Genomic DNA, 25,809 nt, shown 5'->3' with positions numbered 1-25,809 from the left:
CGACCATTTCTGCTCACGAAGCGCGCGCACCGCGCACCGACCCCGCGCCCCGCGCCCAGCGCGACCACGCGGCGGACGCGACCGGACCAGAACGCCCGCCACGGGCCTCCCGTCCGCCTGTCCCCCGTTCTGGGGACCCCGCCCCGAAACAGTGCGCTGACTGACCAGCGGGTACAGATTTCCTGTACCCCGACGCGCGTCGTCGTGTTACGTCGAGTGCATGACAGGACAGACCCGTCGATCTGACGACCGGCACCGAATGACGGACATGAGTGTCGACGTCATCCTCCCGTGCCTCGACGAGGCCGATGCCCTGCCGAAGGTGATCGCTCGCCTTCCGGAGGGCTACCGCGCGATCGTGGTGGACAACGGCTCGACCGACGGTTCCGCCGACGTCGCCCGCGCGCACGGCGCCCTCGTCGTCACGGAACCGGTGAAGGGCTTCGGCTCCGCCTGCGCCGCGGGCGTCGCGGCCGCCACCGCCGACTTCGTCGCCTTCTGCGACGCGGACGCCTCGATGGACCCCGCCGAACTGCCGCCGCTCGTCGACCGCGTCGCGAGCGGCCGCGTCGACCTGGCGCTCGGCCGACGTGTCCCGACGAGCAAGGGCGCGTGGGCGCCGCACGCCCGGTTCGCGAACCGCGTCCTCGCCGTCCTCATGCACCGCGCGACCGGCTACCGCCTGCGCGACCTCGGCCCGATGCGCGTCATGCGCCGCGAGGACCTCGTCGCCCTGGACCTGCAGGACCGCCGCAGCGGCTACCCGCTCGAGATGGTGCTGGCCGCGCACGCGGCGGGCTGGCGCGTCGACGAGTCCGACATCGGCTACGCGCAGCGCATCGGCGACAGCAAGGTGACCGGCACGCTCCGCGGCACCATCAACGCGGTCCGCGACATGACCCGCCTGCTGCGCGCGTACCGCCGGGAGGCCCGCGTCCGGGTCGTCGCACCGGCGTCCGTCCGCCACGTGGCCGGCTCCACCGCCGCGACCGGTTCCGCGGCACGGCCCGACTCCGCACCCGTCACCGCCTCGGTCGAGGGGACGCGCGCATGACCGCCGGCATCACCGTGGCCGTGGTCGCGAAGGAGTGCCTGCCCGGCAAGGTGAAGACCCGCCTGACCCCGGCGCTCTCCCCCGAGGGTGCCGCCCGTGTGGCGTCCGCGAGCCTCGCCGACACCCTGTCGACCGTCCGCGCCCTGCCCGCAGAGCGCCGCGTGCTGTTCTTCGACGGCGACGTCGTCCCGGAGTCGGCCGAGGGCTTCGACGTCCTCCACCAGCCCGGCGGCGGGCTCGACGAGCGCCTCGGGTTCCTGTTCGACGCGATCGACGGCCCGTTGCTCCTCGTCGGGATGGACACCCCGCAGGTGTCCACCGACGCGCTCGCCCCGGTGTTCGACCGGCCCGAGCGCGACGCGTGGTTCGGCCCCGCCGAGGACGGCGGCTTCTGGTCGCTGTACCTGCAGGCCCCGACCGGCGACCTGCTCCGGGGCGTCCCGATGTCGCAGGACGACACCGGCGCCGTCCAGCTCGCACGTCTGACCGACGCCGGCCTCGACGTCGGGATCCTCGGCGAGCTGCTCGACGTCGACACGATGCCCGACGCCGAACGCGTCGCCGAACTCGCGCCGGACTCCGGCTTCACCCAGGCACTCCGTGCCGAGACCGTGGGGAGTCTCCGATGACCATGCACGCACCCGTCTCCTTCGGCGCCGGCGGCGGCGAGCCCTACGCCCGGGCACTGCGCTCGGACGGACGGCTCCGGCTGACCGACCCGGACCGCCCCGACGTCGTCACGACGATGGACGTCGGCCGGTGGAGCGCCGCGGCCGACCGGGTCGACCGCTCGCTGCTCGACGACGCCGACGGCCCCGTGATCGACATCGGCTGCGGCCCCGGGCGGATGCTCGTCGCCGCGCGCAACCGCGGCATCCCCGCACTCGGCGTGGACGTCTCCGCCGAGGCCGTGGCGATCGCCCAGCGGTCCGGTGGCACCGCGATCCAGGGGTCGGTGTTCGACGCGGTCCCCGACGAGGGGCACTGGGACACCGCCCTGGTCATCGACGGCAACATCGGCATCGGTGGCGACCCCGCCGCCCTGCTCGAGCGCTGCGCCGAGATCCTCCGCGCCGGTGGCCGGGTGATCGTCGAGACGAACCCCGACCCGCTGGCCGACCGGGTGTACACCGCCCGCGTGGTGGACGCCGACGGCCACGAGAGCGCCGGGTTCCCCTGGGCCGAGGTCGGACTCGACGCGCTGCACCGGCACGCGGCGGACGCCGGCCTCGTGGCGCGGCAGAGCTGGACGGTCGCGGGCCGGAGCTTCTGCGAGCTCATGGCCTGATCACGCACGTTCGTGCACTTGTTTTGCATCATGCAAGACAGCCACGTACGGTCGAGCGCATGACGAACAGCACCTTCCCGCTCGGCGGCACCTTCGTGTCCGGACTCCGCGACCGTGACGAGCGCGCGTCCTTCACGGGCACCCGCTCCACCGAATCGGTGGGCACCTACACGGGCGCGCCGATCACCGGGCGCCTCGGGCGCTTCACCGACACGCAGCGGTCGCGTCCCGGCACCTGGACCGCCTCCACCCGCACGGCCACCGGCTCGTTCCGCACGGCGACCGGCTCCTTCCGCACCGCCTGAGCCGTGCCGTCGCCCCGGTCGGCGGACACGGCTCCGGCCGCGCTCTGCGGCCCGGGCTGTGCGCCGGCCGGACGCGTCCGGGTGCGCGATGCCAGGATGGACCCATGAACGACCGCGCCGGCACCCCCGCGACCGCAGACGACCTCGTCGACATCGACGCGCTCGTCGCCGCCTACTACGACCGTGTGCCCGATGTCTCCGTCGCCGAGCAGCAGGTCGTGTTCGGCACCTCCGGCCACCGCGGCTCCTCGCTCGACTCCGCCTTCAACGACACCCACATCGCCGCGATCACGCAGGCGATCGTCGAGTACCGGCAGTCGCAGGGCACCGACGGCCCGCTGTTCATCGGGCGCGACACCCACGCCCTGTCCGGCCCCGCCGAGCGCACCGCGCTCGAGGTCCTGGCAGCGAACGGCGTGCACGTGCTGGCCGACAGCGACAACGGCTACGTGCCGACCCCCGCGCTCAGCCACGCGATCATCCGCTACAACCGCGCCGGCAACCCCGACACGGCGGACGGCATCGTCATCACGCCGAGCCACAACCCGCCCCGCGACGGCGGCTTCAAGTACAACCCGCCGCACGGCGGCCCCGCCGACAGCGACGCCACGAGCTGGATCGCCAACCGAGCGAACGCGATCATCGAGGGCGGCAACGCCGAGGTGCAGCGCACCGAGCACGCCACCCCCGACCGCTACGACTTCCTGCACACCTACGTCGCCGACCTCGAGAACATCATCGACATCGCCGCGATCAAGCGTGCCGGGGTGAAGATCGGCGCCGACCCGCTCGGTGGTGCATCGCTGCCGTACTGGAACCTCATCCGCGACCACTACGGCCTCGACCTGACCGTCGTGAACCCGGACGTCGACCCGACCTGGTCGTTCATGACACTCGACTGGGACGGCAAGATCCGGATGGACCCGTCGAGCCCCTCGGCTATGGCCTCGGTCCTGGCGCACAAGGACGAGTTCGACGTCCTCACGGGCAACGACGCCGACTCCGACCGGCACGGCATCGTCACGCCCGACGGCGGCCTGATGAACCCGAACCACTACCTCGCCGTCGCGATCGAGTACCTCTACGCACACCGTCCAGCCTGGCGCGACGACGCCGCCATCGGCAAGACCCTGGTGTCGTCGAGCATCATCGACCGCGTCGCAGAATCGCTCGGGCGCCGTCTCTGGGAGGTCCCGGTCGGCTTCAAGTGGTTCGTGCCCGGCCTGATCGACGGCTCCGTCGCGTTCGGTGGCGAAGAGTCGGCAGGAGCGTCGTTCCTGCGCACCGACGGCACGGCGTGGACCACCGACAAGGACGGCATCATCCTGGCGCTCCTGGCGTCCGAGATCGTCGCCGTCACCGGCAAGACCCCCTCGCAGCTGTACGTCGAGCTGACCGAGCGCTTCGGCGACCCGGTCTACCAGCGCGTCGACGCCGCGGCCTCGAAGGAGCAGAAGGCCCGCCTGTCGAAGCTCGACGGCGACGCCATCACCGCCGAGACCCTGGCGGGCGACCCGATCACCGCCAAGCTGTCGAAGGCCCCCGGCAACGACGCGGCCGTCGGCGGCGTCAAGGTCGTCACCGACAAGGCCTGGTTCGCCGCACGACCGTCCGGCACCGAGGACGTCTACAAGATCTACGCCGAGAGCTTCGTCGGGCAGGAGCACCTGGAGCAGGTGCAGCGCGAGGCCAAGGAGATCGTGGACGCCGCGCTCGGTGCCTAGCCGACCACCCGCAGGACCCGCACTGGCGGCGGTCGAGGATCAGTCCTCGGCCGCCGCCAGTGCCAGTTCGCAGAACATCGCATCGGCCCACGAGAACCACGGGCGCGAGAACTGCGCCGGGTCCTCGACGTCGAACGACTCGTGCATGTCGCCGGTCCCGCCGTCGGTCGCCACGAGCATGTCGAGCAGCTCCCGGCGACGCTCCGGCGACCCGGACACGAGCCCCTCCACCGCCAGGGCGATCGGCCACACCCGCTGCGGCAACGTGTGCGGGCTGCCGACGCCGGCCGCCGCGGTGCCGCTGAACCAGTACGGGTTCGCCGGTGACAGCACGAAGTCCCGCGTCGCCGCCCACACCGAGTCGTCGAGCACCGACGGCGCCGACAACGGCAGGGACAGCAGCGACGGGGTGTTCGCGTCGTCCATGAGCAGCACGCCGCCCAGCCCGTCGACCTCGTAGGCGTAGACGTCCTCCCCCGCGGGCCCGGGCACGACGCCGTGCTGCCGGACGCCGTCCAGGATGCTCGCGCGCAGCACGTCGGCGTCGTCCGCCAGGCCGGTGTCGGACCAGACGTCACGCGCGATGGCGGCGACGGCGAGCAGCGCCTCGGCGGCGAACAGGTTCGCCGGCACGTTGTAGCCGTACGTGCAGGCGTCGTCCGACGGGCGGAACCCGCACCACGTCATGCCCGTCACCGCGACCGGGGAGCCGCGGCCGTCGCGCGCGAGGGTCTCGGTCGGGATCGCCCCGTCGCGCACGAACCGGTAGGCCGATGCGTCGTGGTCCTGTTCGGTCCGCCACTGCGCCACGATCGTGCGGAACACCCGGTGCGCCCGTTCGTCCAGCACCGCGGTCGACCCGGTCGCCCGCCACAGCGCGTACGCGAAGGTCACCGGGTAGGCCAGGCTGTCGACCTCGTACTTCTGCTCCCACACCAGCGGGTCGGCGTTCAGGTCGTCGGGGTCGTAGTGCGCGCCGTTCGGCTCGCGGTTGAACGAGTTGGCGTACGGGTCGTGCTCGATCAGCCGGAACTGCCGCCGCACGACCGCCCAGAGCAGGTCCGCGAGCGCCGGGTCGTCCGCCACGAACCGCAGGTACGGCGTCATCTGCGTCGTCGAGTCGCGGAGCCACATCGCCGGGATGTCTCCCGTGATCACGAAGGCGCCGTCGTCGTCGAGCGAGATCGTGTCCCGCAGCGTGCGGACGAGCGCGCGCTCAACGCGGTCGCCGACCTCGGTGCCGACCGCGGCCCGGACCCGGTCGGCGGCCGCCACCAGCGTCGGCGTGATCTCCTCGAGCTGCGTCTGCGTCACGACACCCATCGCACTGACTCCTGTCCGTCGGTGACGAGGACGGTCCGCGTCGACCCGGGTGGATCGAGCACGTCGTCCGTCCAGCAGTCGAGTTCGAGCGGCCGTGCACCGAGCCGGAGACCAGCGTCCCACGTGCCGAGCGCATCGAGTCCGAGCGCGTACGCGGTGTCGACGGTCCCACCGGCGGGCACGTCGACCGTCACCAGGGCGAGCAGTCGTCGTCGCCGCGGACGGACACCGGGTTCACGCCGCCGCCCCCACAGGGGCACCGAGACCCGACGGGGTGCGTCCGACGTGTTGCGCACCGTCACCGGGACGGTCACCGTCCCCCCGGCCAGGAGGCGCACAGCAGTCACCGCGTCGCTCCCCTCCGCCAGGCGGACGTCCACCCCGCCACCCGGCCCGGGTGCACCGGTCACGGTCGAGCGACTGGTCACGTCGACGTAGCCGCGTGCCGTCTCGAGGCGCTCGTCGTGCGCCACGGGCAGGACGCCGTCGGCGCCGGGCCACGTCGCGGGGAGTCGCCCCTCGGCCGGGGCGCCGAACAGCACGTCCGCGACGGCTCGACCGCCGGAGGGCCCCGGGAACGGCACGACCAGCACGCTGTCGGCCAGGGCGAGCACCTCGGTCAGGACCCGCGGTCGACCGTCGACGACGACCGCGACGACCGGCAGACCGCTCTCGCGGGCGGCGCGGAGCACGTCGAGCTGCGCCTCGGGCACGGCGATCGAGGCGAGGTCGACCCCCTCGCCGTTCGTGGTGTCCGGTGCCGGACCGCTGACGGCGCCGTTGTCCTCGAAGCCGTCGTCGTACGCGCGACGACTCGAGCCGCCGAGCACCACCACCGCGACGTCGGCGCCGAGGAGCGCCGTGCGGACCGCGAGGAGCCCGTCGGGGCCCGGCAGGGGCTGTCGGAGCCCGCTGCCCCGGGCGGTGCGGATCCGGGCGGGGCCGAGCCGGGCCTCCAGGGCGGACCGGACGGTGGACGCACCGGGGTCGACGGGCGGCCTCGGGGGTGAGTAGTCGCCGAGCAGTGCGTCGACGTCGTCGGCGTTCGGGCCGACCACGGCGACGACGGCGTCGGGTGCGATCGCGGGCAGCGCTCCGCCCAGCGCGACCACGGCGCGGTGAGCGGCGCGTTCAGCGAGCGCGATGGTCGCGCGTTCCGGTGGCTCGGCGCGCGTCGCTGCTGGTGCTGGTGTCGTTGGTGGTGCTGGTGTCGGCGTCGCGAGCAGGCCGACGCGGCGCTTCAGGGCGAGCACGCGGTCCACCGCCTGGTCGAGGTCGTCGGTGCTGATCAGGCCCCGGTCCAGTGCCTCGTCGAGGTGCGTGTACGCCTCGTCCCACAGGCTCAGGTCGACCCCGGCACGGAGCGCGAGCGCAGCCGCCGAGGCCGGGTCGGGGGTGACGTCGCGCAGCCGGTCGATGGCGGTGCCGTCGGCCATCACGAGCCCGTCCCAGCCCCACGTGTCGCGGATCGTGGTGGTGAGCAGGTCGCGGTTGCCGCAGCACGGCACCCCGTCGACGTCGTTGTACGCCGCCATGAACCCGGCGACGTGTTCGCGTGCCGCGGCGAGCGCCGGCGGCAGGTGCACCTCGGCGAGCTCGCGGCGGCCGATCGGGGCACCGGAGCCGTTCCGCCCGCCGATGCCGGCGCCCTGCCCGGCCAGGTGCTTCGCGACGACCGCGACGTGTCGGTCGTCGATCGGGCCCGGGCCGCCGCCCTGCATGCCCCGGACGGTGGCGGCGACCATGATCGCGGCGAGCGCGGCGTCCTCCGACCAGCACTCCTCGCTCCGGCCCCACCGGGGATCGCGCAGGACGTCGAGCCCGGAGACGAGGGCGACGTGGGTGCCGCGGGCGCGGACCTCGGCGGCGACCGCAGCCGCGAGGTCCTCGACGAGCTGCTCGTCCATCGCGGCACCGAGCGCGAGGTTCACCGGCACCGTCGTGCCGCCGAGGGCCTGCAGCCCGTGCGGGACCTCTTCGACGAAGAGCGTCGGGACGCCGCCGTCACTGTGCGCGACGACGTGGTCCTGCACGGCGGCGTAGGCCTCGGCGGAGCGTTCGGGCGGGATGCCGTTGCCCCAGTGCACGCCGGACCAGGGGTCGGCGCGGAGCACTCCGTAGACCGCGCCGATCCCGCCCCACCGGTCGACCTCGGCGCGCAGGACGTCGGTGATCCGCGGGCGGCCGTCGACCCAGCGGACGGCCTCCCAGCCCTTCAGTCGCTGGTTGAGCTGGCCGATGCGGGCGCGGACGTCGAGGCTCCTCGCGGTCGGGTGGCCGGTCGGCGGCTCGGTCGGGTGCGCGGTCTGGTGCTCGGTCATCCCTTGATCGCTCCGGAGACCAGGGCGCGCTGCATCTGGCGCTGCAGGATCGAGTAGACGAGGTACACCGGCAGCAGCGTGAACAGCGTGCCGGCCATGAGCATCCCGTAGTCGGTGCCGGCATCGACCTTCAGCGTCGGGAGCGCCACCTGGATCGTCCGCTGCGCGGTGTCCGGCCCGATGAGCACCAGGGCGTAGAGGTACTCGTTCCAGAACGACAGGAAGTTGAGCAGCAGCACCGTGGCGATGCCCGGGATGCAGATCGGCAGGTACACCTGGCGCATCACCTGCCACGCCGAGGCGCCGTCCATCGACGCGGCCTCCTCCAGCTCGCGCGGGATCGTCCGCATGAACTGCGTCAGGATCACGACGGCCAGCGGCATCGCGGTCGCCGGCAGCAGGAGCACGAGGAACGTCCGGGTGTGGAACAGCCCCATCCCGGCGGCGAGCAGGAACGTCGGGAACAGCGCCGCGAACGACGGGATGAGGAACCCGAGCGAGAACAGTCCCTCGACGATGCGTCCGGCGCGGCCGGTGGCCCGGGCGAGGGCGAACGACGCCGGCAGCGCGAGGACGAGGGTCAGCACCAGGGCCGCCACCGTCGTGATCGCCGAGTTCGCGATGGCCGGTCCGAGCGAGGCCTGGCGGATCGCCTCGGTGAAGTTCGACAGGTCCCACGACGCGGGCAGCGCCAACGGGGACTCGAAGATGCCGTCGTTGTCCTTGAACGACGACACCACGAAGTAGTAGAAGGGCAGGATCAGCAGGGCGGCGTAGATCCACGCCACGGTGCCGCTCGTGATGGAGCCGATCCGGTCTCGCAGCCGGATGCCGGCGGTGGGTTTCGCCATGGTGGTCTCCCGGGGTCTGTCGGTCAGGGGCGGTCGGTCAGGGGTGTCACGGTCAGTGGGTCTTGCGCAGGACCCGGCGGATGACGAACATCCCGCCGAGTCCGAGCACGAACAGGACGACGCCGACGGCCTGGCTGTAGCCGAGGTCGGTGTCGACGAACGCCTTCTGGTACACGAGGTACGACAGCGTCGTGGTCGCGGTGCCCGGGCCGCCCTGGGTCAGCAAGAGCACGTTCTGCGCGGAGCTGAACAGCATCGACAGGAACTGCAGCATCGCCACCACCCCGATGAAGTCGCGGGCGATCGGCCAGTACACACCCCACGCCAGCCGCCACGATCCGGCGCCGTCCATGCGGGCGGCCTGCACGACCTCGGTGTCGACGCCGTCGAGCCGGCTCGCGATGAGCACCGCGGAGTACCCGATGCCGGCCCACAGGTCGACGACGATGAGCGCGCCGAGGGCGGTCGCGGGGTCGGCCAGCCAGGCCTTGCCGCCGATGCCGAGCGTCGCGAGCACCCCGTTGACCAGGCCGTCGGGATTGAGCATCGCGTAGAACATCATCGCCGTGGCCGGTGCCGAGATGAGCGCCGGGATGAAGAGCAGGTAGCGGAGCACCTTGTGCCCGCGCGGCTTCTGCACGACGTGGAAGGCGAGCAGGAACGCCAGCACGATCATGATCGGCAACCCCACCACGATCTGCACCGTGCTGTTCCGGACCGCGGCCCAGAACGTCTCGTCGGAGAACAGCACCCGGAAGTTGTCGAGCCCCGCGAACGTCGGCGAGACGAGCATGCCGGGCCAGCTCAGGAAGGCGATCACGATCATCGCGACGACCGGCCCGATCATGAACAGGCCGTACCAGACCAGCGCCGGGATCGCGAAGGTCGGGAAGCTGCCGCGGGTGCTGCCGACGGCGCGGGATCCGCGGCGGGCGGGCCCGGGCGGGGTCGACGCCGACCGGACGGGTGGTTCCTCGACGAGCACTGCCATGGGGAGCTCCTTCTCGCAGGGTCGGGTGGGTCAGGCGGCCGTGTAGGCGCGCTCGAAGAGGTCGATGATGCGGTCGGCCGAGGTGCCCGAGCCGTACGCCAGGCTGGTCGCACGGATCATCGGCTCGTACGCCGAGTCGGGCACGAGCAGGTCGGGCAGCATCACCGGGGTGACCTGGTCGTCGGTGAGCTTCGACGCCTGGGCGACGAGCGGGAAGTCGCGGCTGACGGTGTCGGTGATCCGGCTCATGTCGCGGCCGGAGTCGAGGACGAACTCGTTCGTCACCGCCGACGAGTACAGGTACTGAACGAACGGCTTGATGAGGTCGAGCTTCGCCCGGCCGTTCTCGCTGATCCAGATGCCGTGCCCGTTGTAGCTCTTGATGACGCTCGGGTGCGCGATGGCCGCGTGCTGCGAGGGGACCGGCCAGCCGCCCACGGTGACCTCCTTCGCGCGTTCCTTCGACACCAGCGCCAGGGCGGAGGACATCGCGGGGACGATCGCGGCCTTGCGCGTGGTGAACTGCGTCAGTTCGGAGTCCGAGGTGAACCCCTGCACCGAGTCCACGAAGACCCCGGCGTCGCGGAGCTCGACGAAGTGCTCGACGCCGCGGACCGCACCGGCGCTCTCCGAGATCCTGCCCGTGGAGAAGACCTTCGCCGCTTCGTCCTGGGACACGAACCCCTGGATCACCTGCATGAGGAGCTTCTGCCCGCTCCAGTCCGACCCGCCGACGGTGACCGGCCCGATGCCGGCGGAGCGCAGGCGGTCGGCTGCGGCGATGAGCGCGTCCGAGGTCGTCGGGATCTCGCTGACTCCGGCCTGTTCGAGCAGCGCCGTGTTGAACGACACCGGCCAGTTCGTCCGGGTGAACGGGAACGCCCGGAGCCGGCCCTGGTCGTCGGTCCACTCCTCGAGCGCCTCGGGGATGATCTTGTCGCGCAGGTCCCACTCGTCGAGGTACCGGGAGACGTCGATCGTGGCGTCCTCACCCGTCCAGGACAGCGTCCGCCCGACCATGTTCACGATCGCGACGTCGGCTTCCTTGCCGGCGAGGGAACTCGTCTCGAAGACGATCGGCAGGTCGGACCCGTTCGACAGCAGGGCGACCTTGCGGTCCGTGCGGCGGCGGTAGGCGGCGACGACGTCCGTGAACGTCTGCGCACCCGCGACCGCGCCGCTGAGCTGGGTGTGCACGCTCAGCGTGCCGGGGCCGCTCGAGGCCGGGGTGAGCGCGCTGCACCCGGCCAGGATCGGCGCGAGGATGCCGGCGCCGAGCCCGGCCCCGATGAGGGTGCGCCTACTGATGCCGTCCGTCACGGTGCCTCCCTGGCAGTGGATGGTGGAGCGATCGCGATGCATTTGGTACAGCGGTGTACTTCAGGTGACGAGCAACGTATACCGCTTTACACGACGGGGTCAAGCCTCTACGCTCGACGGCATGAGCGACACCACTGCCGGAGCCGTCGACCGACGCCGTGTGACCATCGCGCAGGTCGCCAAGCGCGCCGGCGTCTCGACCTCGGCGGTCTCGCACGTGTTCAACGGGCGGCCGAACGTGTCCGCCGCCACCGCGGCCCGGATCCGCAAGGCCGCCGACGACCTGAACTGGCGGCCGAACCTGGCGAGCCGCAAGCTCTCCGGCAACGCGGGGCACAGCCTGGGACTGGTCCTCGCCCGCTCACGCGACACCTTCCAGCGCGACCCGTTCACGATGCGGCTGATCGCCGGCCTGACCGAACCCCTCGCCGCGATCGGCTGGTCGCTGTCCGTCACCCTCGTGCAGGCCGACGACGAAGCCGCCGTCTACCGGCAGTGGTGGACCGAGCAGCGGGTCGACGGCTTCCTGCTCGTCGACGTCCGCACCGACGACCCCCGCATCCCGATGCTGCAGCACCTGGCGGCCCCGGCCGTCATGCTCGGCGCACCGATCGCCGGCAGCACCGTCCCGGCGGTCACGGTGGGCGACGCCGACGCGACCGAGTCCTTGCTCGACCACCTCGGTTCGCTCGGGCACCGCCGGATCGCCCGCGTCGGGGACGGTCCGGCGCTCGCGCACACCGGCGCCCGCGACGCCCGCTTCACCGCGGCAGCCGCGCGCCGGGGGGTGGACGCGCTCGTGCTCGGGTGGCGAGCCGACGCCGAGGACCCGGTGGCCGACCTGCTCGCCCGGCTGGACCGCGCCACGGCGATCGTCCTGGACGGCGAGGCGATCGCGGCCGAAGTGATCGCGCACGCCCCCGAGCTCGGTGTCCGCGTTCCCGAGGACCTGTCCGTCGTCGCGTGGGAGGACTCGTGGGTCTCGTCGATCGTGCGTCCGTCGCTGACCGCCCTGGACGCCCCCGTCGAGGAGTCCGCCCGCACCGCCGTCGCCCTGGTCGAACGACTCGTCCGGGGCGACGAGGTCACCGATGCCAAGGTCGGCGGGCGTGCCCTGCACGTCCGCGGCTCGACCGGCCCCGCCCCAGCCGCCGCCACCGTTCCCTGATCGAAGGAGACCGATGACCACCGCCACGCGCTTCGGCGTGAACTACGTGCCCTCGACCGACTGGATGTTCCAGTGGCAGTCGGTGGAGGAATCCGCGATCCGCCGTGACCTCGAGGCGATCGCCACCCTCGGCCTCGACCACGTCCGGCTGTTCCCGCTGTGGCCGACCCTGCAGCCGAACCGCACACTCATCCGCCGACGCGCCCTCGACGACGTGGCCCTGGTGGTCGACATCGCCGCCGAGTTCGGGCTGGACGCCAGTGTCGACGTCGTCCAGGGGCACATGTCCGGATTCGACTTCGTCCCCGCGTGGCTCGTGAACTGGCACGACGGCAACATGTTCACCGACCAGCCGGCGATCGACGCGCAGGCCGCCCTCGTCGCCGCCGTGTACGACGCGGTGCGCGACCGCCCGAACTTCACCGGGCTGACCCTGGGCAACGAGCTCAACCAGTTCCAGCCGCCGAACCCCGCCGCGATGCCCGCCGACACCGCGCAGGTGACGCACTGGCTCGAGTCCCTGCTCGGCGCACCCCACGACAAGGACCCGCGGCACGTCGTCACGCACTCCGAGAACGACCACCTCTGGTACCGCGACGGCCACCCGTTCGTACCGGCGCACGCCAGCCGGCTCGGGGACGTCACGACCGTGCACTCCTGGATCTTCAACGGGGTGGCCGGTCGGTACGGGGCACTCTCCGACGAGTCCGTCCGGCACGCCGAGTGGATGATCGAGCTCGCCCGCGCCTTCGCCACCGACCTCGAGCGGCCCGTCTGGCTGCAGGAGGTCGGGGCACCCGACCGGCACCTCGCCGAGTCCGAGATGCCCGAGTTCCTCGAGCGCACGGTCGCCGCGGCCCTCACGACCGAACGCCTCCACGCGGTCACGTGGTGGTGCTCCCACGACGTCTCCCGCGACCTGGGCGACTTCAAGGACCTGGAGTACTCGCTCGGTCTGCTCGACGTCGACAACCGCGTGAAGCCGCTCGGCCGGCGCTACGCCGAGGTCGTCGCCGACGCACGGCGCTCCGCCCCGATCCCGACCCCGCGGACGAGTGCCGTGGTGGTCGACGTCGACACAGCCGACCTGCCGATCCGTCGGGCGGACCTGGCACCGGGCGGCCCGGTCTTCGAGCGCTGGCACCGCCTGCGCGCGGCCGGCGAGGCCGTGACCGTCGTGACGAGCCGGACCGTAGCCGACCCCGCGGCGCTGGCGGCACGGGGTGTGACCCGGGTCGTGGAGACCGCAGCGGTCTGACGGGGCCGAGCCGGGCCTCCTGGCCGTGGACCGGGATCGTCACCGAGCCCGCGATCCGGGCGTACCGTGACTGCCGATCCACACAGGAAGCCGCTCCTGAGCAACCGAGCACTTGCGGCAGATGTAACTTTGCAGGCAGCGCAAAAATCGTTTCGCCAGCGCATCGGTACCGGGAGACCCTGCTCATGACCCAGACGGCGACCGCACCCGCGGCCCCCACCACGGCGTCCAACGTCGTGATGAACCACCGACAGATCCTGTTGGTGATCTACGGCCTGATGGCCGGGATGTTCCTCGGAGCCCTCGACCAGACGATCGTCGGCACCGCGATCCGCACCATCGGTGACGACCTGCACGGCCTCGACCAGCAGGCCTGGGTCACCACCGGGTACCTGATCGCCTCGACCGTGACGACGCCGATCTACGGCAAGCTCTCCGACATCTTCGGTCGGCGGCCGCTGTTCATCACGGCGATCGGCATCTTCATCGTCGGGTCGTTCCTCGCGTCGTTCTCGACCTCGATGCTCATGCTCGCCGGGTTCCGTGCGCTGCAGGGTCTCGGTGCCGGTGGCCTGATGTCCCTGCCGCTGGCGATCATGGGCGACATGCTCGCTCCCCGCGAGCGGGCGAAGTACCAGGGCTACTTCCTGGCCGTCTTCGGCATCTCGTCCGTGATCGGTCCGCTCGTCGGTGGCGTCTTCGCCGGCGCGAGCGAGCTGCTCTTCATCTCCGGCTGGCGCTGGGTGTTCCTGATCAACGTGCCGATCGGCGTCATCGCGCTGTTCATGGTGCTGACGTTCCTGCACCTGCCGAAGTTCGGTGACCGTGGCAAGCCCCGGATTGACTGGTGGGGTGCGACGCTCGTCATCGTCACCCTCGTGCCGTTGCTGCTCATCGCCGAACAGGGCCGCGAGTGGGGCTGGAGCTCCCCCGGCGCCTTCGCCTGCTACGGCATCGGTGCAGCCGGTCTGATCGCGTTCATCATCGTCGAACGGGCGATGGGCAGCGACGCGATCCTGCCGATGAAGCTGTTCGGCTCGCGGGTGTTCTCGATGTCCGCGATCCTGTCCGTGCTCGTCGGCTTCGGCATGTTCGGCGCGATGCTGACCATCCCGCTGTACCTGCAGATCGTGAAGGGCGTCACCCCGACCGAGTCCGGGTTCGCGATGCTCCCGATGGTGCTCGGTCTGATGATCTCGTCGATCGCCTCGGGCCAGATCATCTCGCGGACCGGCAACTACCAGGTCTTCCCGATCACGGGCACGGCATTCACGGCCATCGGCTTCACGGTCCTGACGTTCCTGACCGCCGACCGCCCCCTCTGGTTCCTGATGCTCGGCATGTTCGGCATCGGCCTCGGGCTCGGGCAGCTCATGCAGACGCTGACCCTCGCGGCGCAGAACTCGGTGTCCCCGCGGGACATCGGCGTCGCCACCAGCGCCGCGACGTTCTTCCGGCAGATCGGCGGCACCATGGGCACCGCCGTGCTGCTGTCCGTCCTGTTCACCCTGATGCCGACGAACATCACCGCGGCGATGCAGAACGAGACCGACCTGAAGAGCGCCCTCAACGCCGCGCTCACCCCCTCGGTCGCGAACGCGTCCGAGAACAAGGGCGTGATGGACCAGATCTGGACGAAGATCGTCGATCCCGTGCAGAAGAACGTGCAGGACGGCCTGAACGACGGCGCCGTGCAGGCGAAGGAAGCCGCCGACGCCGCCGTCACGAAGCAGGTCACCGCCGCCGTGCAGCAGCAGGTCGCGGCCGGCAAGCTCCCCGCCGCCGCAGCCGACACCGTCATCGCCCAGCAGGTCGACGACGCCAAGCCGGCCGCCGAGCAGCAGGCCCTCGAGACGGCTGCGGCCAAGGCGAACGCGACCGTCGTCGACGGCACGCTGCAGGTCGACTACTCGGACAAGGCACAGCGCGAGAACGTCGTCGACGAGGTCGCCCCGACGCTCATCAAGCAGCTGAAGAGCGGCGACTCGAGTGCGAGCTCATCCGGTTCCGCGGCGACGAGCGACACCTCGTTCCTGAACGGCGCGGACAAGCGACTCACCCGTCCGTTCCTGGTCGGCTTCAGCGACTCGGCCGTCCGCGTGTACTACGTCGGCCTCGCGGTGATCCTGCTCGCGTTCGTGCTGACCTGGTTCTTCCGGGTGCCGCCGCTGCGCAAGACCTCGGCGCTGCAGGAGCAGGCGGACGCCGCACGGACCGCTGACGCTGCGGCTGCCGGTGCGGGCGCGGGTGCTGCCGGCGCCGGATCGGGTTCGGCGGCGCTCGCGTCATCCGAGGCAGTGCCGACCTCGCCCGACGTGCCTGCACAGCCCCGGTCGGCTCGCGCTGCCGGATCATCGGACGTGTCGGTGCTGCCGAACGACGTGCCACCGAACGACGTCGCCACGGACGGCACTCGCGCGCCGCTGCCCGACGCCACGACGCACGGCGCCCACTCGGCGGCCGCGCCCGTGGACGAACCCCCGACGACGACCGGTGCCATCCGGACCCGGGCTGCCCATGCTGCCCCGGTGGTGGACGCCGGAGCCCCTGCGACCGGGGCCGACGCTGCGGAGGCGAGCCGTGCCTCCCGGCTGGACGACGCCGACGACGCGGCGCACCCGCACGGGCGGCACTCGGCCGAGTAGGCGCGGGCGCAGGTCGGCCCTGCCGACTCGGAACGACAAGGTCGACGTCGCACGACGTCGACCTTGTCGTCTCTGCGCGCGTGCAACTGTTGCGGGCGCGCGGTTGCATCGTCCTCGATGTCGTACGACGTCGAGGATGTCGCACTGCGCGCGCACTCGGTGCGTGCGCATGTTCCGACGATCCACGCGTCGATCACCTCGTGGATCGTCGCAGCATGCACCCGCATCGTGTGCGTGTGCATGTTCCGACAGAACACGCGTCGATCACCTCGTGGATCGTCGCACGATGCACCCGCATGTACCCGCCCACGCGCACCCGCCACGCGCACGCACCCGCGCCCCCGCGCCCCCGCCCGTCAGCCCGCCGGCACCGCTCCCGCGCGACCACCCGGGGCCGCACCCGCCACCTCGAACGACGCCCCCGGCAAGCGCTTCCGCATCACGTCGATCGCCGCCGGGTTGTCGTCCACCAGCACGTACCGCCGCCCGAGCGCCGACGCCACCGCGCCGGTCGTCCCGCTGCCGGCGAAGAAGTCGAGCACCCAGTCGCCCTCGCGCGAAGAGGCCTGCACGATCCGCCGCAGCACCCCCTCGGGCTTCTGCGTCGGGTAGCCGGTCTTCTCCTTGCCGGTCGGCGACACGATCGTGTGCCACCAGACGTCGGTGGGGAGCTTGCCGCGCTCGCGCTTCTCCGGTGTGACGAGCCCCGGCGCCATGTACGGCTCGCGGTCGACCGCCGACGAGTCGAACCAGTACTGCGACGGGTCCTTCACGTAGACCAGGATCGTGTCGTGCTTGGTCGGCCACCGCGACTTGGACTTGGCACCGTAGTCGTAGGCCCAGACGATCTCGTTCAGGAACGACTCGCGGCCGAACAGCGCGTCGAGCAGGACCTTCGCGTAGTGCGACTCGCGGTAGTCGAGGTGCAGGTACAGGGTGCCGTCGGTGGTGAGGAGTCGCCAGGCCTCGATCAGCCGAGGCTCGAGGAACGTCCAGTAGTCCTCGAACCGGTCGTCGAACCGCATCAGGTCACCGCGGACCCGCTCGTAGGTCCGTCCGTGGAACCCCATCACCGGCCCGTCGGCGCTCGGTACTGCGGACGAAGCATGCCGCCGCTGGTACCGCCCCGTGTTGAACGGCGGGTCGAGATACACGATGGTGAACGTCCCGTCGGCGAGCGCCGGGGTCACGTCGAGGGCGTCGCCGAGGACGACGCGGTCCGGGCCTCGGTCGTCTCCCGTGTGCACGGGACCATTGTGGCGCAGCCAGCGGCGACGCACCGGTCCCCGCGCTGAAAGCGCAGCCAGCGCAGCCAGCGGCGACTCGGCCTCGCGGCGTAGCCTCGGCGCATGGCAGCACCCGAGGTCCGCAACGACACCGACAAGCAGCAGTACTCCCTGGTCGAGGACGGCGAGGTCATCGGCTTCGCGGCGTACGAGGTCGACGGCGACGAGATCCGCTTCGTCCACACCGAGGTCGACCCGTCGCACCGCGGTGGCGGGCACGCGTCGATCCTCGTGCAGCACGCGCTCGACGACGTGCGCGACGGCAGCCTCCGGGTCGTGCCGCAGTGCAGCTACGTCCGCGCGTGGATCGAGCGGCACCCGGACTACCAGGAGCTCACGACGCGCTGACGCGCAAGCACCGGTCAGTACGACCGGTCGTGCGTCCCGATCCGCGCTTCGTGCCGACCGGCGCTCCGCACCGTCGGCACCTTGATGAGCACGCTGCCGCTGAGCAGGTCGTGGTCGTCGTCCGCCGGTGACGGGGCCTCCTTCGGGAGGCGCGACTGCCGTTCGTACTCGGCTTGCGTCTCGTGGCGGGTCGGCGCGAACACCTCGTCCAGCATCCCGCCGATGCCTCCGGATCCGCCGCTGCGCGTGGACTTGTTCGACAGGTCGATCCACCCCACGCGATCGGCGATCCACACCACGACGGCCACGGCGGCCACCGCCCCCAGGAAGATCAACCAGTTCACGCGAGCGACGCTACGTGGACGATCCGGCCACGACATCAGCCGCGCGGGGGATTCTCATGATCCGCACGTGTGATTCATGGAGTCGGTCGTCACACTGGTCGAGCGGCGGCCGGAGCGTCCCCCCTCTGCTCCGGCCGCCCACCACGAGCCCGCTCACCGGCAGTGCCCGCTCAGGGCACCCGCTCGAGCCACTCCTTCGTCGCGAACTTCGTCCGCACCAGCTCCTGCGCCTTCTCGCGCTCGGCGTCGGTCACCGCGCCGGGAGTCGCCCCGTACAGCTTCGTGAACGTGCCGATCAGCCGGTCGATGATCTCGGCGCGGGACAGCCCGGTCTGCGAGCGCAGCGGGTCCACGCGCTTCGCGGCCGACGTGGTCCCCTTGTCGCTCATCTTCTCGCGCCCGATCCGCAGGACCTGGACCATCTTCTCGCCGTCCATGTCGTAGCTCATGGTGGCGTGGTGGAGCAGGGACCCGGTGCCGAGGCGCTTCTGCGCAGCGCCGCCGATCTTGCCCTTGGCTGAGGTGATGTCGTTGAGCGGCTGGTAGTACGCGTCGATGCCGAGGGACTTCAGCGCCTCGATCACCCACTCGTCCAGGTAGGCGTAGGAGTCTGCGAACGTCATGCCCTGCACGAGGTCGGCGGGGACGTAGAGCGAGTACGAGATGATGGCGCCGGCGTCCATGAACATCGCGCCGCCGCCGGAGATCCGCCGGACGACCTGCACGCCGAACTTCTCGGCACCGGCCGGGTCGACCTCGTTCTTCAGCGACTGGAACGACCCGATGACGACGGCGGGCTGGTCCCATTCCCAGATGCGCAGGGTCGGACCGCGGCGCCCGGCGCCGACTTCTTCGGTCAGCACCTGGTCGAGTGCGAGGTGCTCGTTCGGGCTGATCGGGCCTTCGTGGATGATCTGCCAGTCGTAGTCCTGCCACGACGATGCGCGGGACAGCGCGCGGCGGACGGCGACCCCGACGGACTCGGGTGTGAAGCCGAGCAGCACGGCGTCGGCGGGGAGCGCCGCACGCACGGCCGTGGCGATGCCGGCGGCGTCGGTCGTCGCCGGCAGCCCGTTGACGGCCGCGTCGATGAGCGGCAGCGCGTCGTCGGGTTCGAGGAAGAAGTCGCCGGCGAGCCGGAACTCCTGGATGTCCCCGTCCACCACGTCGAGGTCGACGACGACCAGTTTTCCACCTGGGACCTTGTACTCACCGTGCACGCGTCGAGCCTACGCCCGCCACCTGTCGGACTGGAGGCGCGGGTCGGCGCCGCCACGGGCCTCCCGTCCGCCAGCCGGTACCGTCTCAGGACGCGGCGCGCCCCGTCACCCGGTCCAGCCACGCGACCAGGTCGGCCACGACCTCATCGCGGTTCGTCTCGTTGTAGACCTCGTGCCGCGCGCCCTCGTAGACCTGCACCGTGACGTCGGACAGTCGTCCGCGCCGCCGGTAGGCCTGCGCCAGCCGCTCGACCGACCGCGGCCCACCGAGGGCGTCGTCGGACCCGACCTGCAGCAGCATGGGCAGGTCGTGTGGGATCCCCCGCCGCGGGACCCCGAGCAGCCGGAGCGTGTCGGGCAGGCCGAACAGGCCGATGACGTCGGCCTCGACGGCGAGCGGGTCGACGGACATCGCGTCGATGATCTTCCGGTCGCGGGTGAGCCACTCGAACTTGGTCGGACCGGAGCCCGCGTGCCGGGCGTTGAGGTCGCCGCTGTTCATCCAGCCGGGCAGCCGGTAGGCGGTGGCGGAGAGCACGACCCCGTCCCACGACTCCGACGAGCTGTTCACGATCCGCTGCGCCATGAGCGAGCCCCACGAGTGCCCGAGCAGCACCAGGGGCACGCCGGGGGTGTCCGCACGGGCGACCTCTCCCATCTGCTCGACTGCGGCGATCGCGGCGCGCAGTCCGCCGGGGCCGAGCCGACCGAGCTTGGCGTGGTCGCCGTCCCACTGGCCGAGGCCGGTGCGCCCGTGCCCGCGGTGGTCGTTCGCGTGCACGGTGTACCCGGCGCGGACGAGGTCCTGTGCCAACGGCTCGTACCGCAACCCGTGCTCGCCGACGCCGTGCGCGATCTGCACGATGCCCTTGGGGCGTGCGGCTCGCCAGGTCGAGTAGACGATCTCGACGCCGTGGGCGTCGGTGAACGAGGCGTCGCCTCGCGCTGCGGAGAAGATGGGCACGTGAGGATCCTCGCAGACGGGTACTCCCACGCACCTGTTCATCCGGCGTTCACGCAGCGGGTTCGAGGCGGGCCTACCGTCCCGGTCATGGACGTCCTCGTCATCGTCGTGCTCGTGATCGTGGTGGCCCTCGTGTTCGACTTCACGAACGGGTTCCACGACACCGCCAACGCCATGGCCACGTCGGTCGCCACCGGGGCGCTCAAGCCCCGGACCGCCGTGCTCATCTCCGCCGTCCTCAACGTGGTCGGCGCGTTCCTCTCCACCGAGGTTGCCAAGACCGTCTCGCAGGGCATCATCCGCGAGGGCCAGGACGGCGTCCACATCTCCCCCACGATGATCTTCGCCGGGCTGGTGGGCGCGGTCCTCTGGAACCTCGCCACGTGGTACCTCGGGCTGCCCTCGTCGTCGACGCACGCGCTGTTCGACGGGCTGATCGGCGCATCGATCATCGGCGCCGGGCTGAACTCGGTGGACTGGGCGACGGTGGTGTCGAAGGTCGTGCTGCCGGCGCTGCTCTCACCGGTCATCGCCGGGGTCATCGCCCTGGTGGCCACCTACCTGGCGTACGTGCTCACGAAGAACGCCACGACGCACGGTGCGGCGACGGGCTTCCGGCACGGCCAGACCGTCTCGGCATCGCTGGTGTCGCTCGCGCACGGCACCAACGACGCGCAGAAGACGATGGGTGTCATCACGCTCACGCTCATCGCCGCGAACTACCAGGACAGCGGGACCGGCCCGGCGCTCTGGGTGATCCTGGCCTGCGGACTCGCGATCGGCCTCGGTACCTACACGGGCGGCTGGCGGATCATGCAGACGGTCGGCAAGAAGATCTCCGACGTGCAGTCCCCGCAGGGCTTCGCGGCCGAGACGAGTTCCGCAGCGACGATCCTCATCTCGTCGCACCTCGGCTTCGCCCTGTCGACGACGCACGTCACCAGCGGTTCGGTGATCGGGTCCGGGCTCGGCAAGAAGCTCGCCGACGTGCACTGGTCGGTCGTCGGCCGCATCGTCGTCGCGTGGGTGATCACGCTGCCGGCAGCCGCGGTGGTCGGCGGGTTGGCGACCTGGCTCGCCTCGACCTCGGCGGTCGGCCTCGTGCTGGTGGCGGTGCTCGCCCTGGCCGGCGGGCTGACCTTCACCGTCCTGGCCAAGCGCAAGCCGATCTCGCACGACGACGTCGCCGCCGGATCGACCGAACCCACCGACCAGGCCGAGCCGCAGCCGGCCGGCGCGCAGAGCTGAGGGGAACGACGATGGAGATCGACTTCACGAGCATCGGCCTGGTCGCGGGCGTCGGCTTCGTGGCCGCGGTGGGCATCGTGCTCGTCTACACGCTCGGCCTGCGGCTGCTCGGCGCCGGGCAGCCGCTCGACACCGGCGGCGAGCGCACCCAGTACTCCGAGGAGACCCCGCGGTCCGGGCACACGCCGCCGGCAGCACTGGCGGGTGCCGTCCTGTGCTTCGCGGTCTGTGCGGCAGCCGTGCTCGCTGGCATCTGGCTCACGATCCCCCAGTTCCACTAGCACGTTCCTTCCCATCGCCCCCGCGCTGGGAAACGGAAACGGGCGTACCTGGTCGAAACTTCCGACCAGGTACGCCCGTTTCGACCAAGTACGCCCGGAACGCCTACGCGCCCGATGTCAGTGGGCGCTGTAGCCGCCGTCGACCAGGTGGTAGCTGCCCGTGATGAACGAGGCCTTGTCGCTCAGCAGGAAGAGCACGAGCGCGGCGACCTCCTTGTCGGTGCCGAGACGCTTCGTGGCGTGCTCCGCTTCCAGCGCCGAGATGGCCTCGGGCGTCATGGCGTTGCGGAGCAGCGGGGTGTCGATGAAGCCCGGGCCCACGGCGTTCGTGCGGACGCCCTGCGCCGAGTACTCGAGCGCGGCGACCTTGGTCAGGCCGGCCAGGGCGTGCTTCGACGCGACGTACGCGGCGTTCTGCGCGATGCCGACCGTGCCGAGCACCGACGCCATGTTCACGATCGAGCCACCGCCGGCGGCGACCATCGCGGGCAGCTCGTAGCGGAGGCCGTAGAAGACACCGTCGAGGTCGACCGCACGGACGCGGTCCCAGGCGGCGATGTCGTACTCGCCGATCTTCTGCGGGGCGGCACCGATGCCGGCGTTGTTCACGGCGAGGTGCAGCGCGCCGTACGTCTCGACGGCGTACTGGACCATGCGCTCGTTGTCGGCGGCGACGGCGGAGTTGGCCTCGAACGCGCTGGCGGTGCCGCCGGCCTCCGTGATCTCGGACGCGACCCGCTGGGCAGCGTCGAGCTTGATGTCGGTGACGACGACCGTGGCATCCGCCGCGGCGAGCTCCTTCGCGACGGACTCGCCGATGCCGCTGCCACCACCGGTGACGATGGCGACCTTGCCCTCGAACTCGGACATGATTCCTTCTCTCTGAACAACACCTGTTGTCCAGGACAACGGTACACCCGAAAACCAGTTCGTTCACTGAACTAATGAGCTAGGCTAACGACCTGTGACCGACGCCACCGACCTCCGCATCGCCGTGAACCGGCTGTCCCGGACGCTCCGCGCGCAGAAGGCCGACACGACCGTCACCGACGCCCAGTTCGCGGCGCTCGCCCGGCTCCACCGCGACGGCGCGATGACCCTCGCCGACCTGAGCCGCCAGGACGGCGTCACCCCGCCCTCGATGACGAAGACCATCGCGGTGCTGGTCGAGCGTGGCCTGGTGTCCAAGGGCGGCCACGACGACGACCGGCGCAAGGTCGTCCTCTGCGCCACCCCGGCCGGAGCCGCGTTCGTCGAGGAGACCCGTCGCCGCCGTGACGGCTGGCTCACCCCGCGGCTCGCCGCACTCACCCCCGTCGAGCGCGCCACCCTCGCCGACGCCACCGAGATCATGAGGAGGCTGGCCCAGCAGTGACCGCCATGTTCCGCTCCCTCGCCGGACGCAACTACCGCATCTGGTTCGCCGGTGCCCTGGTGTCGAACGTCGGTACCTGGATGCAGCGCACCGCCCAGGACTGGATCGTCCTGACCCAGCTCTCCGACAACGACGCCGTCGCGGTGGGGATCACGATGGCGCTGCAGTTCGGCCCGCAGCTGCTGCTCCTCCCCCTGACCGGCCTCGCCGCCGACCGCTTCGACCGTCGCAAGATGCTCATGCTCACCCAGGCACTGATGGGCCTGCTCGGGCTGGGCCTCGGTGTCATGGTCCTCACGCACACCGCGACGCTGCTCGCGCTGTACGGCTTCGCCCTCGCGCTCGGCATCGTCGCCGCGTTCGACACCCCGATCCGCCAGGCGTTCGTCTCCGACGTCGTGCAGGGCGAGAACGTCGCGAACGCCGTCGCACTGAACTCCGCCTCGTTCAACGCCGCCCGCCTGATCGGCCCCGCGGTCGCCGGCGTGCTCATCGCCGCCATCGGCTCCGGCTGGGTGTTCGTCATCAACGCCGGCTCGTTCCTGGCGGTTCTCATCGCCCTGCGCTTCGTCGACCCCGCGCAGCTCGCCGAGCGGGTGCACGCCGGCCGCGGCAAGGGGCAGATCGTCGCCGGCTTCCGGTACGTGCGGACCCGGCCGGACATCATCGTCGTGCTCTGCATGATCTTCGTCGTCGGCACGTTCGGCGTGAACTTCCCGATCTTCACCTCGACCATGGCCCGGGTCGAGTTCCACCAGGGTGCCGGCGAGTTCGGCCTGCTCAACTCGGTGATGGCGATCGGCTCGGTGTTCGGCGCCCTGATGTCCGCCCGCCGGGACAAGCCGCGGATGCGCACGCTGGTGCTCGCCGCCGGGGGCTTCGGCCTGGCGTGCACAGCTGCCGCCCTCGCGCCCACGTACTGGACGTTCGCGTTCGTCCTGGTGTTCGTCGGACTCGCGGCGCTGACCTTCATGACCACCGCGAACGCCCTGGTCCAGACCACCACGAAGCCCGCGATGCGCGGCCGCGTGATGGCGCTCTACATGGCCATCTTCGCGGGCGGCACCCCCATCGGCGCCCCGATCGTCGGTGCCATCGCGGACGCGTGGGGTCCCCGCTGGGCCATCGCGGTCGGAGCGGCGTCGGGCTTCGTCGCGCTCGCCATCGCGATCGTCTGGCTCGTCCGCTTCCAGCGCCTCCGGCTCCGGTACGACGCGGACACCCGCCTGCACCTCGCGGTCACGCACGCGATGCCGGTGGTCGGCACCCGCGCCTCGCGCGCCGCGCTCCGCCAGGAGTTCGAGCGGGAAGAGGCGGTCGCCGACCGCTCCAGCGCCGTCTGACGCGTCCACTCCGCGAACGCGACAGATCTCCGCGACGCGGCAGCGTCCATCTCGCGAAAGCGACAGATCTCCGCGAACCGTTGGCGGGTGTCTGACGCTTTCGCGTGGCGGACGGGAGGCACGGGTCGGGCCCGCCACGGGCCTCCCGGCCGTCACCGGTCCGGTCCAGGGCCGCGATCAGTGCGCGGGTTCGGTCACCGCGAAGACGCGCTCGTCGAGCGCCGCGGTGACGCGGTCCGCTGCGGCCGCGAGCCGGTCGCGGGCATCGCCGACGACGCCGAGGGCCGCGTCCGTCGGGACGGCCTCGAGCCGGTCGCGGGCGGCGGAGAACGCCGCGACTTCCTCCGCGACGCAGGACGGAGCCACGTCGGCCAGGCACTCGGCGGCCCGTCGGACGGTGAAGCGCAGCGACCGCGGACTGTGCTCGTCCAGGAGCAGGAACGCCGCGGCGTCGTCCGGCACCGGATGGTGGTCCCGGCCACGCAGGAAGGCCTCGCCCGCACCGCAGGCCCGGAGCGCCGCCGTCCACGAGGTGACCGAGTCCGGTTCGAGCAACCCCGAGGCGAGCAGTCGGGCGGTCGAGGCGACCCGGGTCAGGGAGCGGCCCAGGGTGAAGAACTCCCAGACCTCGTCGCGACTGGCGTCCCCTTCGACCACGCCGATCGCGAGGGCGCTGCGTTCCCGCGCCCAGCCGAGGAACTCGTGCGCGCGGCCCGGGGCGATCTTGCGCGGCATGCGCGAACGGGTGACGTCGAGGCAGTCCCAGAGTTCGCTCGAGACGACCTCGCGGGCTCGACGGGCGTGGTCCCGCGCGACGGCGACCGCGGCGGCGATGGACGCCGGCTCGTGGCGGTCCAGCGCCAGGGCGTCGATGGTCGCGGACCGGTCGGCGTCGTTCGCCGGTCCGGCGGTCCCCACCACCGAACGGAGCTCCGCAGCGACGGCCCGGTCGTCCTCGACGGTGCCGGGTTCGCGTCGGGCGACGTAGACGTCGAGCAGGCGTGCGACCACGTCGGTGCGCTCGACCGCGCTCCCCACGTGGAAGACGTTCCCCGCGAGTCGGCTCAGCACGGCTGCTCCTGCATCCCCAGAACCTAACCAGCGGGCGTTGCGGGAGTGTTTCGGAGCCGCGTCACGGGTGTTGCAGTGTCC

General features: G+C 71.5%; 24 protein-coding genes. 13 read left to right on the top strand and 11 right to left on the bottom strand.

Annotated elements, in window-relative coordinates; translation table 11 throughout:
- Window positions 1–268: 268 nt before the first annotated feature.
- The 5 genes from ITJ69_RS02580 to pgm all read left to right on the top strand — a co-directional run bounded on the left by ITJ69_RS02580 (window position 269) and on the right by pgm (window position 4,371).
- Window positions 269–1,054 carry a glycosyltransferase family 2 protein gene (locus tag ITJ69_RS02580; RefSeq protein WP_323742915.1) on the top strand — a complete coding sequence of 262 codons (786 nt, stop codon included), beginning with the start codon at window positions 269–271 and terminating at the stop codon, window positions 1,052–1,054.
- Window positions 1,051–1,683, top strand: a complete 633-nt coding sequence (locus ITJ69_RS02575) for a TIGR04282 family arsenosugar biosynthesis glycosyltransferase (protein ID WP_159573255.1) — start codon at window positions 1,051–1,053, stop codon at window positions 1,681–1,683. Before ITJ69_RS02580 ends, ITJ69_RS02575 begins: the two co-directional genes overlap by 4 nt.
- Window positions 1,680–2,342 carry a class I SAM-dependent DNA methyltransferase gene (locus tag ITJ69_RS02570; protein ID WP_194671891.1) on the top strand — a complete coding sequence of 221 codons (663 nt, stop codon included), beginning with the start codon at window positions 1,680–1,682 and terminating at the stop codon, window positions 2,340–2,342. Before ITJ69_RS02575 ends, ITJ69_RS02570 begins: the two co-directional genes overlap by 4 nt.
- Window positions 2,343–2,401: 59 nt before the next feature.
- The gene (locus ITJ69_RS02565) at window positions 2,402–2,647 is read left to right on the top strand and encodes a hypothetical protein (protein WP_194671890.1); all 246 of its coding nucleotides are present in this window, start codon (window positions 2,402–2,404) and stop codon (window positions 2,645–2,647) included.
- A 104-nt stretch (window positions 2,648–2,751) separates the two neighbouring features.
- Complete coding sequence (pgm, locus tag ITJ69_RS02560; RefSeq protein WP_131846971.1) at window positions 2,752–4,371, top strand: phosphoglucomutase (alpha-D-glucose-1,6-bisphosphate-dependent); 1,620 nt, start codon at window positions 2,752–2,754, stop codon at window positions 4,369–4,371.
- A 39-nt stretch (window positions 4,372–4,410) separates the two neighbouring features.
- Here the strand turns inward: pgm and ITJ69_RS02555 are convergent, their stop codons facing one another.
- The 5 genes from ITJ69_RS02555 to ITJ69_RS02535 are packed head-to-tail and all read right to left on the bottom strand — an operon-like array spanning window position 4,411 to window position 11,177.
- Complete coding sequence (locus ITJ69_RS02555; protein ID WP_323742914.1) at window positions 4,411–5,685, bottom strand: glycoside hydrolase family 125 protein; 1,275 nt, start codon at window positions 5,683–5,685, stop codon at window positions 4,411–4,413.
- On the bottom strand, window positions 5,682–8,015 hold the full coding sequence (locus tag ITJ69_RS02550; protein WP_194671888.1) for a glycoside hydrolase family 3 protein: 2,334 nt from the start codon (window positions 8,013–8,015) through the stop codon (window positions 5,682–5,684). The genes ITJ69_RS02555 and ITJ69_RS02550 overlap by 4 nt, the downstream gene beginning before the upstream one ends.
- Entirely contained in the window at window positions 8,012–8,866 is an 855-nt protein-coding gene (locus ITJ69_RS02545) for a carbohydrate ABC transporter permease (protein WP_123293697.1), read from the bottom strand. Before ITJ69_RS02545 ends, ITJ69_RS02550 begins: the two co-directional genes overlap by 4 nt.
- A gap of 52 nt (window positions 8,867–8,918) precedes the next feature.
- Window positions 8,919–9,857, bottom strand: a complete 939-nt coding sequence (locus tag ITJ69_RS02540; RefSeq protein WP_131921229.1) for a carbohydrate ABC transporter permease — start codon at window positions 9,855–9,857, stop codon at window positions 8,919–8,921.
- A gap of 30 nt (window positions 9,858–9,887) precedes the next feature.
- Window positions 9,888–11,177 carry an ABC transporter substrate-binding protein gene (locus tag ITJ69_RS02535; protein WP_194671887.1) on the bottom strand — a complete coding sequence of 430 codons (1,290 nt, stop codon included), beginning with the start codon at window positions 11,175–11,177 and terminating at the stop codon, window positions 9,888–9,890.
- Window positions 11,178–11,298: 121 nt separating this feature from the next.
- On the opposite strand from ITJ69_RS02535, the gene ITJ69_RS02530 reads away from it, so the two are divergent.
- From ITJ69_RS02530 to ITJ69_RS02520, 3 genes are all read left to right on the top strand, one after another.
- Complete coding sequence (locus ITJ69_RS02530) at window positions 11,299–12,345, top strand: LacI family DNA-binding transcriptional regulator (RefSeq protein WP_194671886.1); 1,047 nt, start codon at window positions 11,299–11,301, stop codon at window positions 12,343–12,345.
- Between the two features lie 13 nt (window positions 12,346–12,358).
- The gene (locus ITJ69_RS02525) at window positions 12,359–13,603 is read left to right on the top strand and encodes a glycoside hydrolase 5 family protein (RefSeq protein ID WP_131921232.1); all 1,245 of its coding nucleotides are present in this window, start codon (window positions 12,359–12,361) and stop codon (window positions 13,601–13,603) included.
- Window positions 13,604–13,749: 146 nt separating this feature from the next.
- Window positions 13,750–16,248, top strand: a complete 2,499-nt coding sequence (locus ITJ69_RS02520; RefSeq protein WP_323742920.1) for a DHA2 family efflux MFS transporter permease subunit — start codon at window positions 13,750–13,752, stop codon at window positions 16,246–16,248.
- A 356-nt stretch (window positions 16,249–16,604) separates the two neighbouring features.
- Here ITJ69_RS02520 and ITJ69_RS02515 read toward each other — a convergent pair whose 3' ends face one another.
- Window positions 16,605–17,495 carry a DNA-methyltransferase gene (locus ITJ69_RS02515; protein WP_194671884.1) on the bottom strand — a complete coding sequence of 297 codons (891 nt, stop codon included), beginning with the start codon at window positions 17,493–17,495 and terminating at the stop codon, window positions 16,605–16,607.
- A 102-nt stretch (window positions 17,496–17,597) separates the two neighbouring features.
- On the opposite strand from ITJ69_RS02515, the gene ITJ69_RS02510 reads away from it, so the two are divergent.
- Window positions 17,598–17,882 (top strand): GNAT family N-acetyltransferase, encoded by a 285-nt coding sequence (locus ITJ69_RS02510; protein WP_123293692.1) that lies wholly within the window; start codon window positions 17,598–17,600, stop codon window positions 17,880–17,882.
- Between the two features lie 14 nt (window positions 17,883–17,896).
- Here ITJ69_RS02510 and ITJ69_RS02505 read toward each other — a convergent pair whose 3' ends face one another.
- The 3 genes from ITJ69_RS02505 to ITJ69_RS02495 form a co-directional block, all read right to left on the bottom strand.
- A complete protein-coding gene (locus ITJ69_RS02505) occupies window positions 17,897–18,226 on the bottom strand; it encodes a hypothetical protein (protein ID WP_123937560.1) in 330 nt (109 codons plus the stop codon).
- A 170-nt stretch (window positions 18,227–18,396) separates the two neighbouring features.
- Complete coding sequence (locus ITJ69_RS02500; RefSeq protein WP_194671883.1) at window positions 18,397–19,446, bottom strand: lipoate--protein ligase family protein; 1,050 nt, start codon at window positions 19,444–19,446, stop codon at window positions 18,397–18,399.
- Window positions 19,447–19,531: 85 nt separating this feature from the next.
- Window positions 19,532–20,410 carry an alpha/beta hydrolase gene (locus tag ITJ69_RS02495; RefSeq protein WP_194671882.1) on the bottom strand — a complete coding sequence of 293 codons (879 nt, stop codon included), beginning with the start codon at window positions 20,408–20,410 and terminating at the stop codon, window positions 19,532–19,534.
- Between the two features lie 87 nt (window positions 20,411–20,497).
- Between ITJ69_RS02495 and ITJ69_RS02490 the strand changes: the two genes are divergently transcribed.
- Together ITJ69_RS02490 and ITJ69_RS02485 are read left to right on the top strand one after the other, a co-directional pair.
- Entirely contained in the window at window positions 20,498–21,658 is a 1,161-nt protein-coding gene (locus tag ITJ69_RS02490; protein ID WP_194671881.1) for an inorganic phosphate transporter, read from the top strand.
- Window positions 21,659–21,669: 11 nt separating this feature from the next.
- Window positions 21,670–21,939 (top strand): hypothetical protein, encoded by a 270-nt coding sequence (locus ITJ69_RS02485; protein ID WP_131880778.1) that lies wholly within the window; start codon window positions 21,670–21,672, stop codon window positions 21,937–21,939.
- 117 nt (window positions 21,940–22,056) lie between these two features.
- Here the strand turns inward: ITJ69_RS02485 and ITJ69_RS02480 are convergent, their stop codons facing one another.
- On the bottom strand, window positions 22,057–22,809 hold the full coding sequence (locus ITJ69_RS02480) for an SDR family NAD(P)-dependent oxidoreductase (protein WP_194671880.1): 753 nt from the start codon (window positions 22,807–22,809) through the stop codon (window positions 22,057–22,059).
- A gap of 94 nt (window positions 22,810–22,903) precedes the next feature.
- Here ITJ69_RS02480 and ITJ69_RS02475 point away from each other — a divergent pair, with 94 nt between their 5' ends.
- The gene (locus ITJ69_RS02475; RefSeq protein ID WP_111085532.1) at window positions 22,904–23,314 is read left to right on the top strand and encodes a MarR family winged helix-turn-helix transcriptional regulator; all 411 of its coding nucleotides are present in this window, start codon (window positions 22,904–22,906) and stop codon (window positions 23,312–23,314) included.
- The gene (locus ITJ69_RS02470; RefSeq protein ID WP_323742911.1) at window positions 23,311–24,657 is read left to right on the top strand and encodes an MFS transporter; all 1,347 of its coding nucleotides are present in this window, start codon (window positions 23,311–23,313) and stop codon (window positions 24,655–24,657) included. The genes ITJ69_RS02475 and ITJ69_RS02470 overlap by 4 nt, the downstream gene beginning before the upstream one ends.
- 177 nt (window positions 24,658–24,834) lie before the next feature.
- Here ITJ69_RS02470 and ITJ69_RS02465 read toward each other — a convergent pair whose 3' ends face one another.
- Window positions 24,835–25,728: an alpha-E domain-containing protein gene (locus ITJ69_RS02465; RefSeq protein ID WP_194671879.1), complete on the bottom strand. Its 894-nt coding sequence runs from the start codon at window positions 25,726–25,728 to the stop codon at window positions 24,835–24,837.
- Between the last annotated feature and the right edge of the window lie 81 nt (window positions 25,729–25,809).

Origin of the sequence: Curtobacterium sp. VKM Ac-2887 (genome assembly GCF_015350935.1) — a bacterium.
GTDB lineage: Bacteria > Actinomycetota > Actinomycetes > Actinomycetales > Microbacteriaceae > Curtobacterium.
The sequence above is the reverse complement of the archived record's forward strand: the minus strand, read 5'-3'. Positions and strand labels throughout refer to the sequence as shown.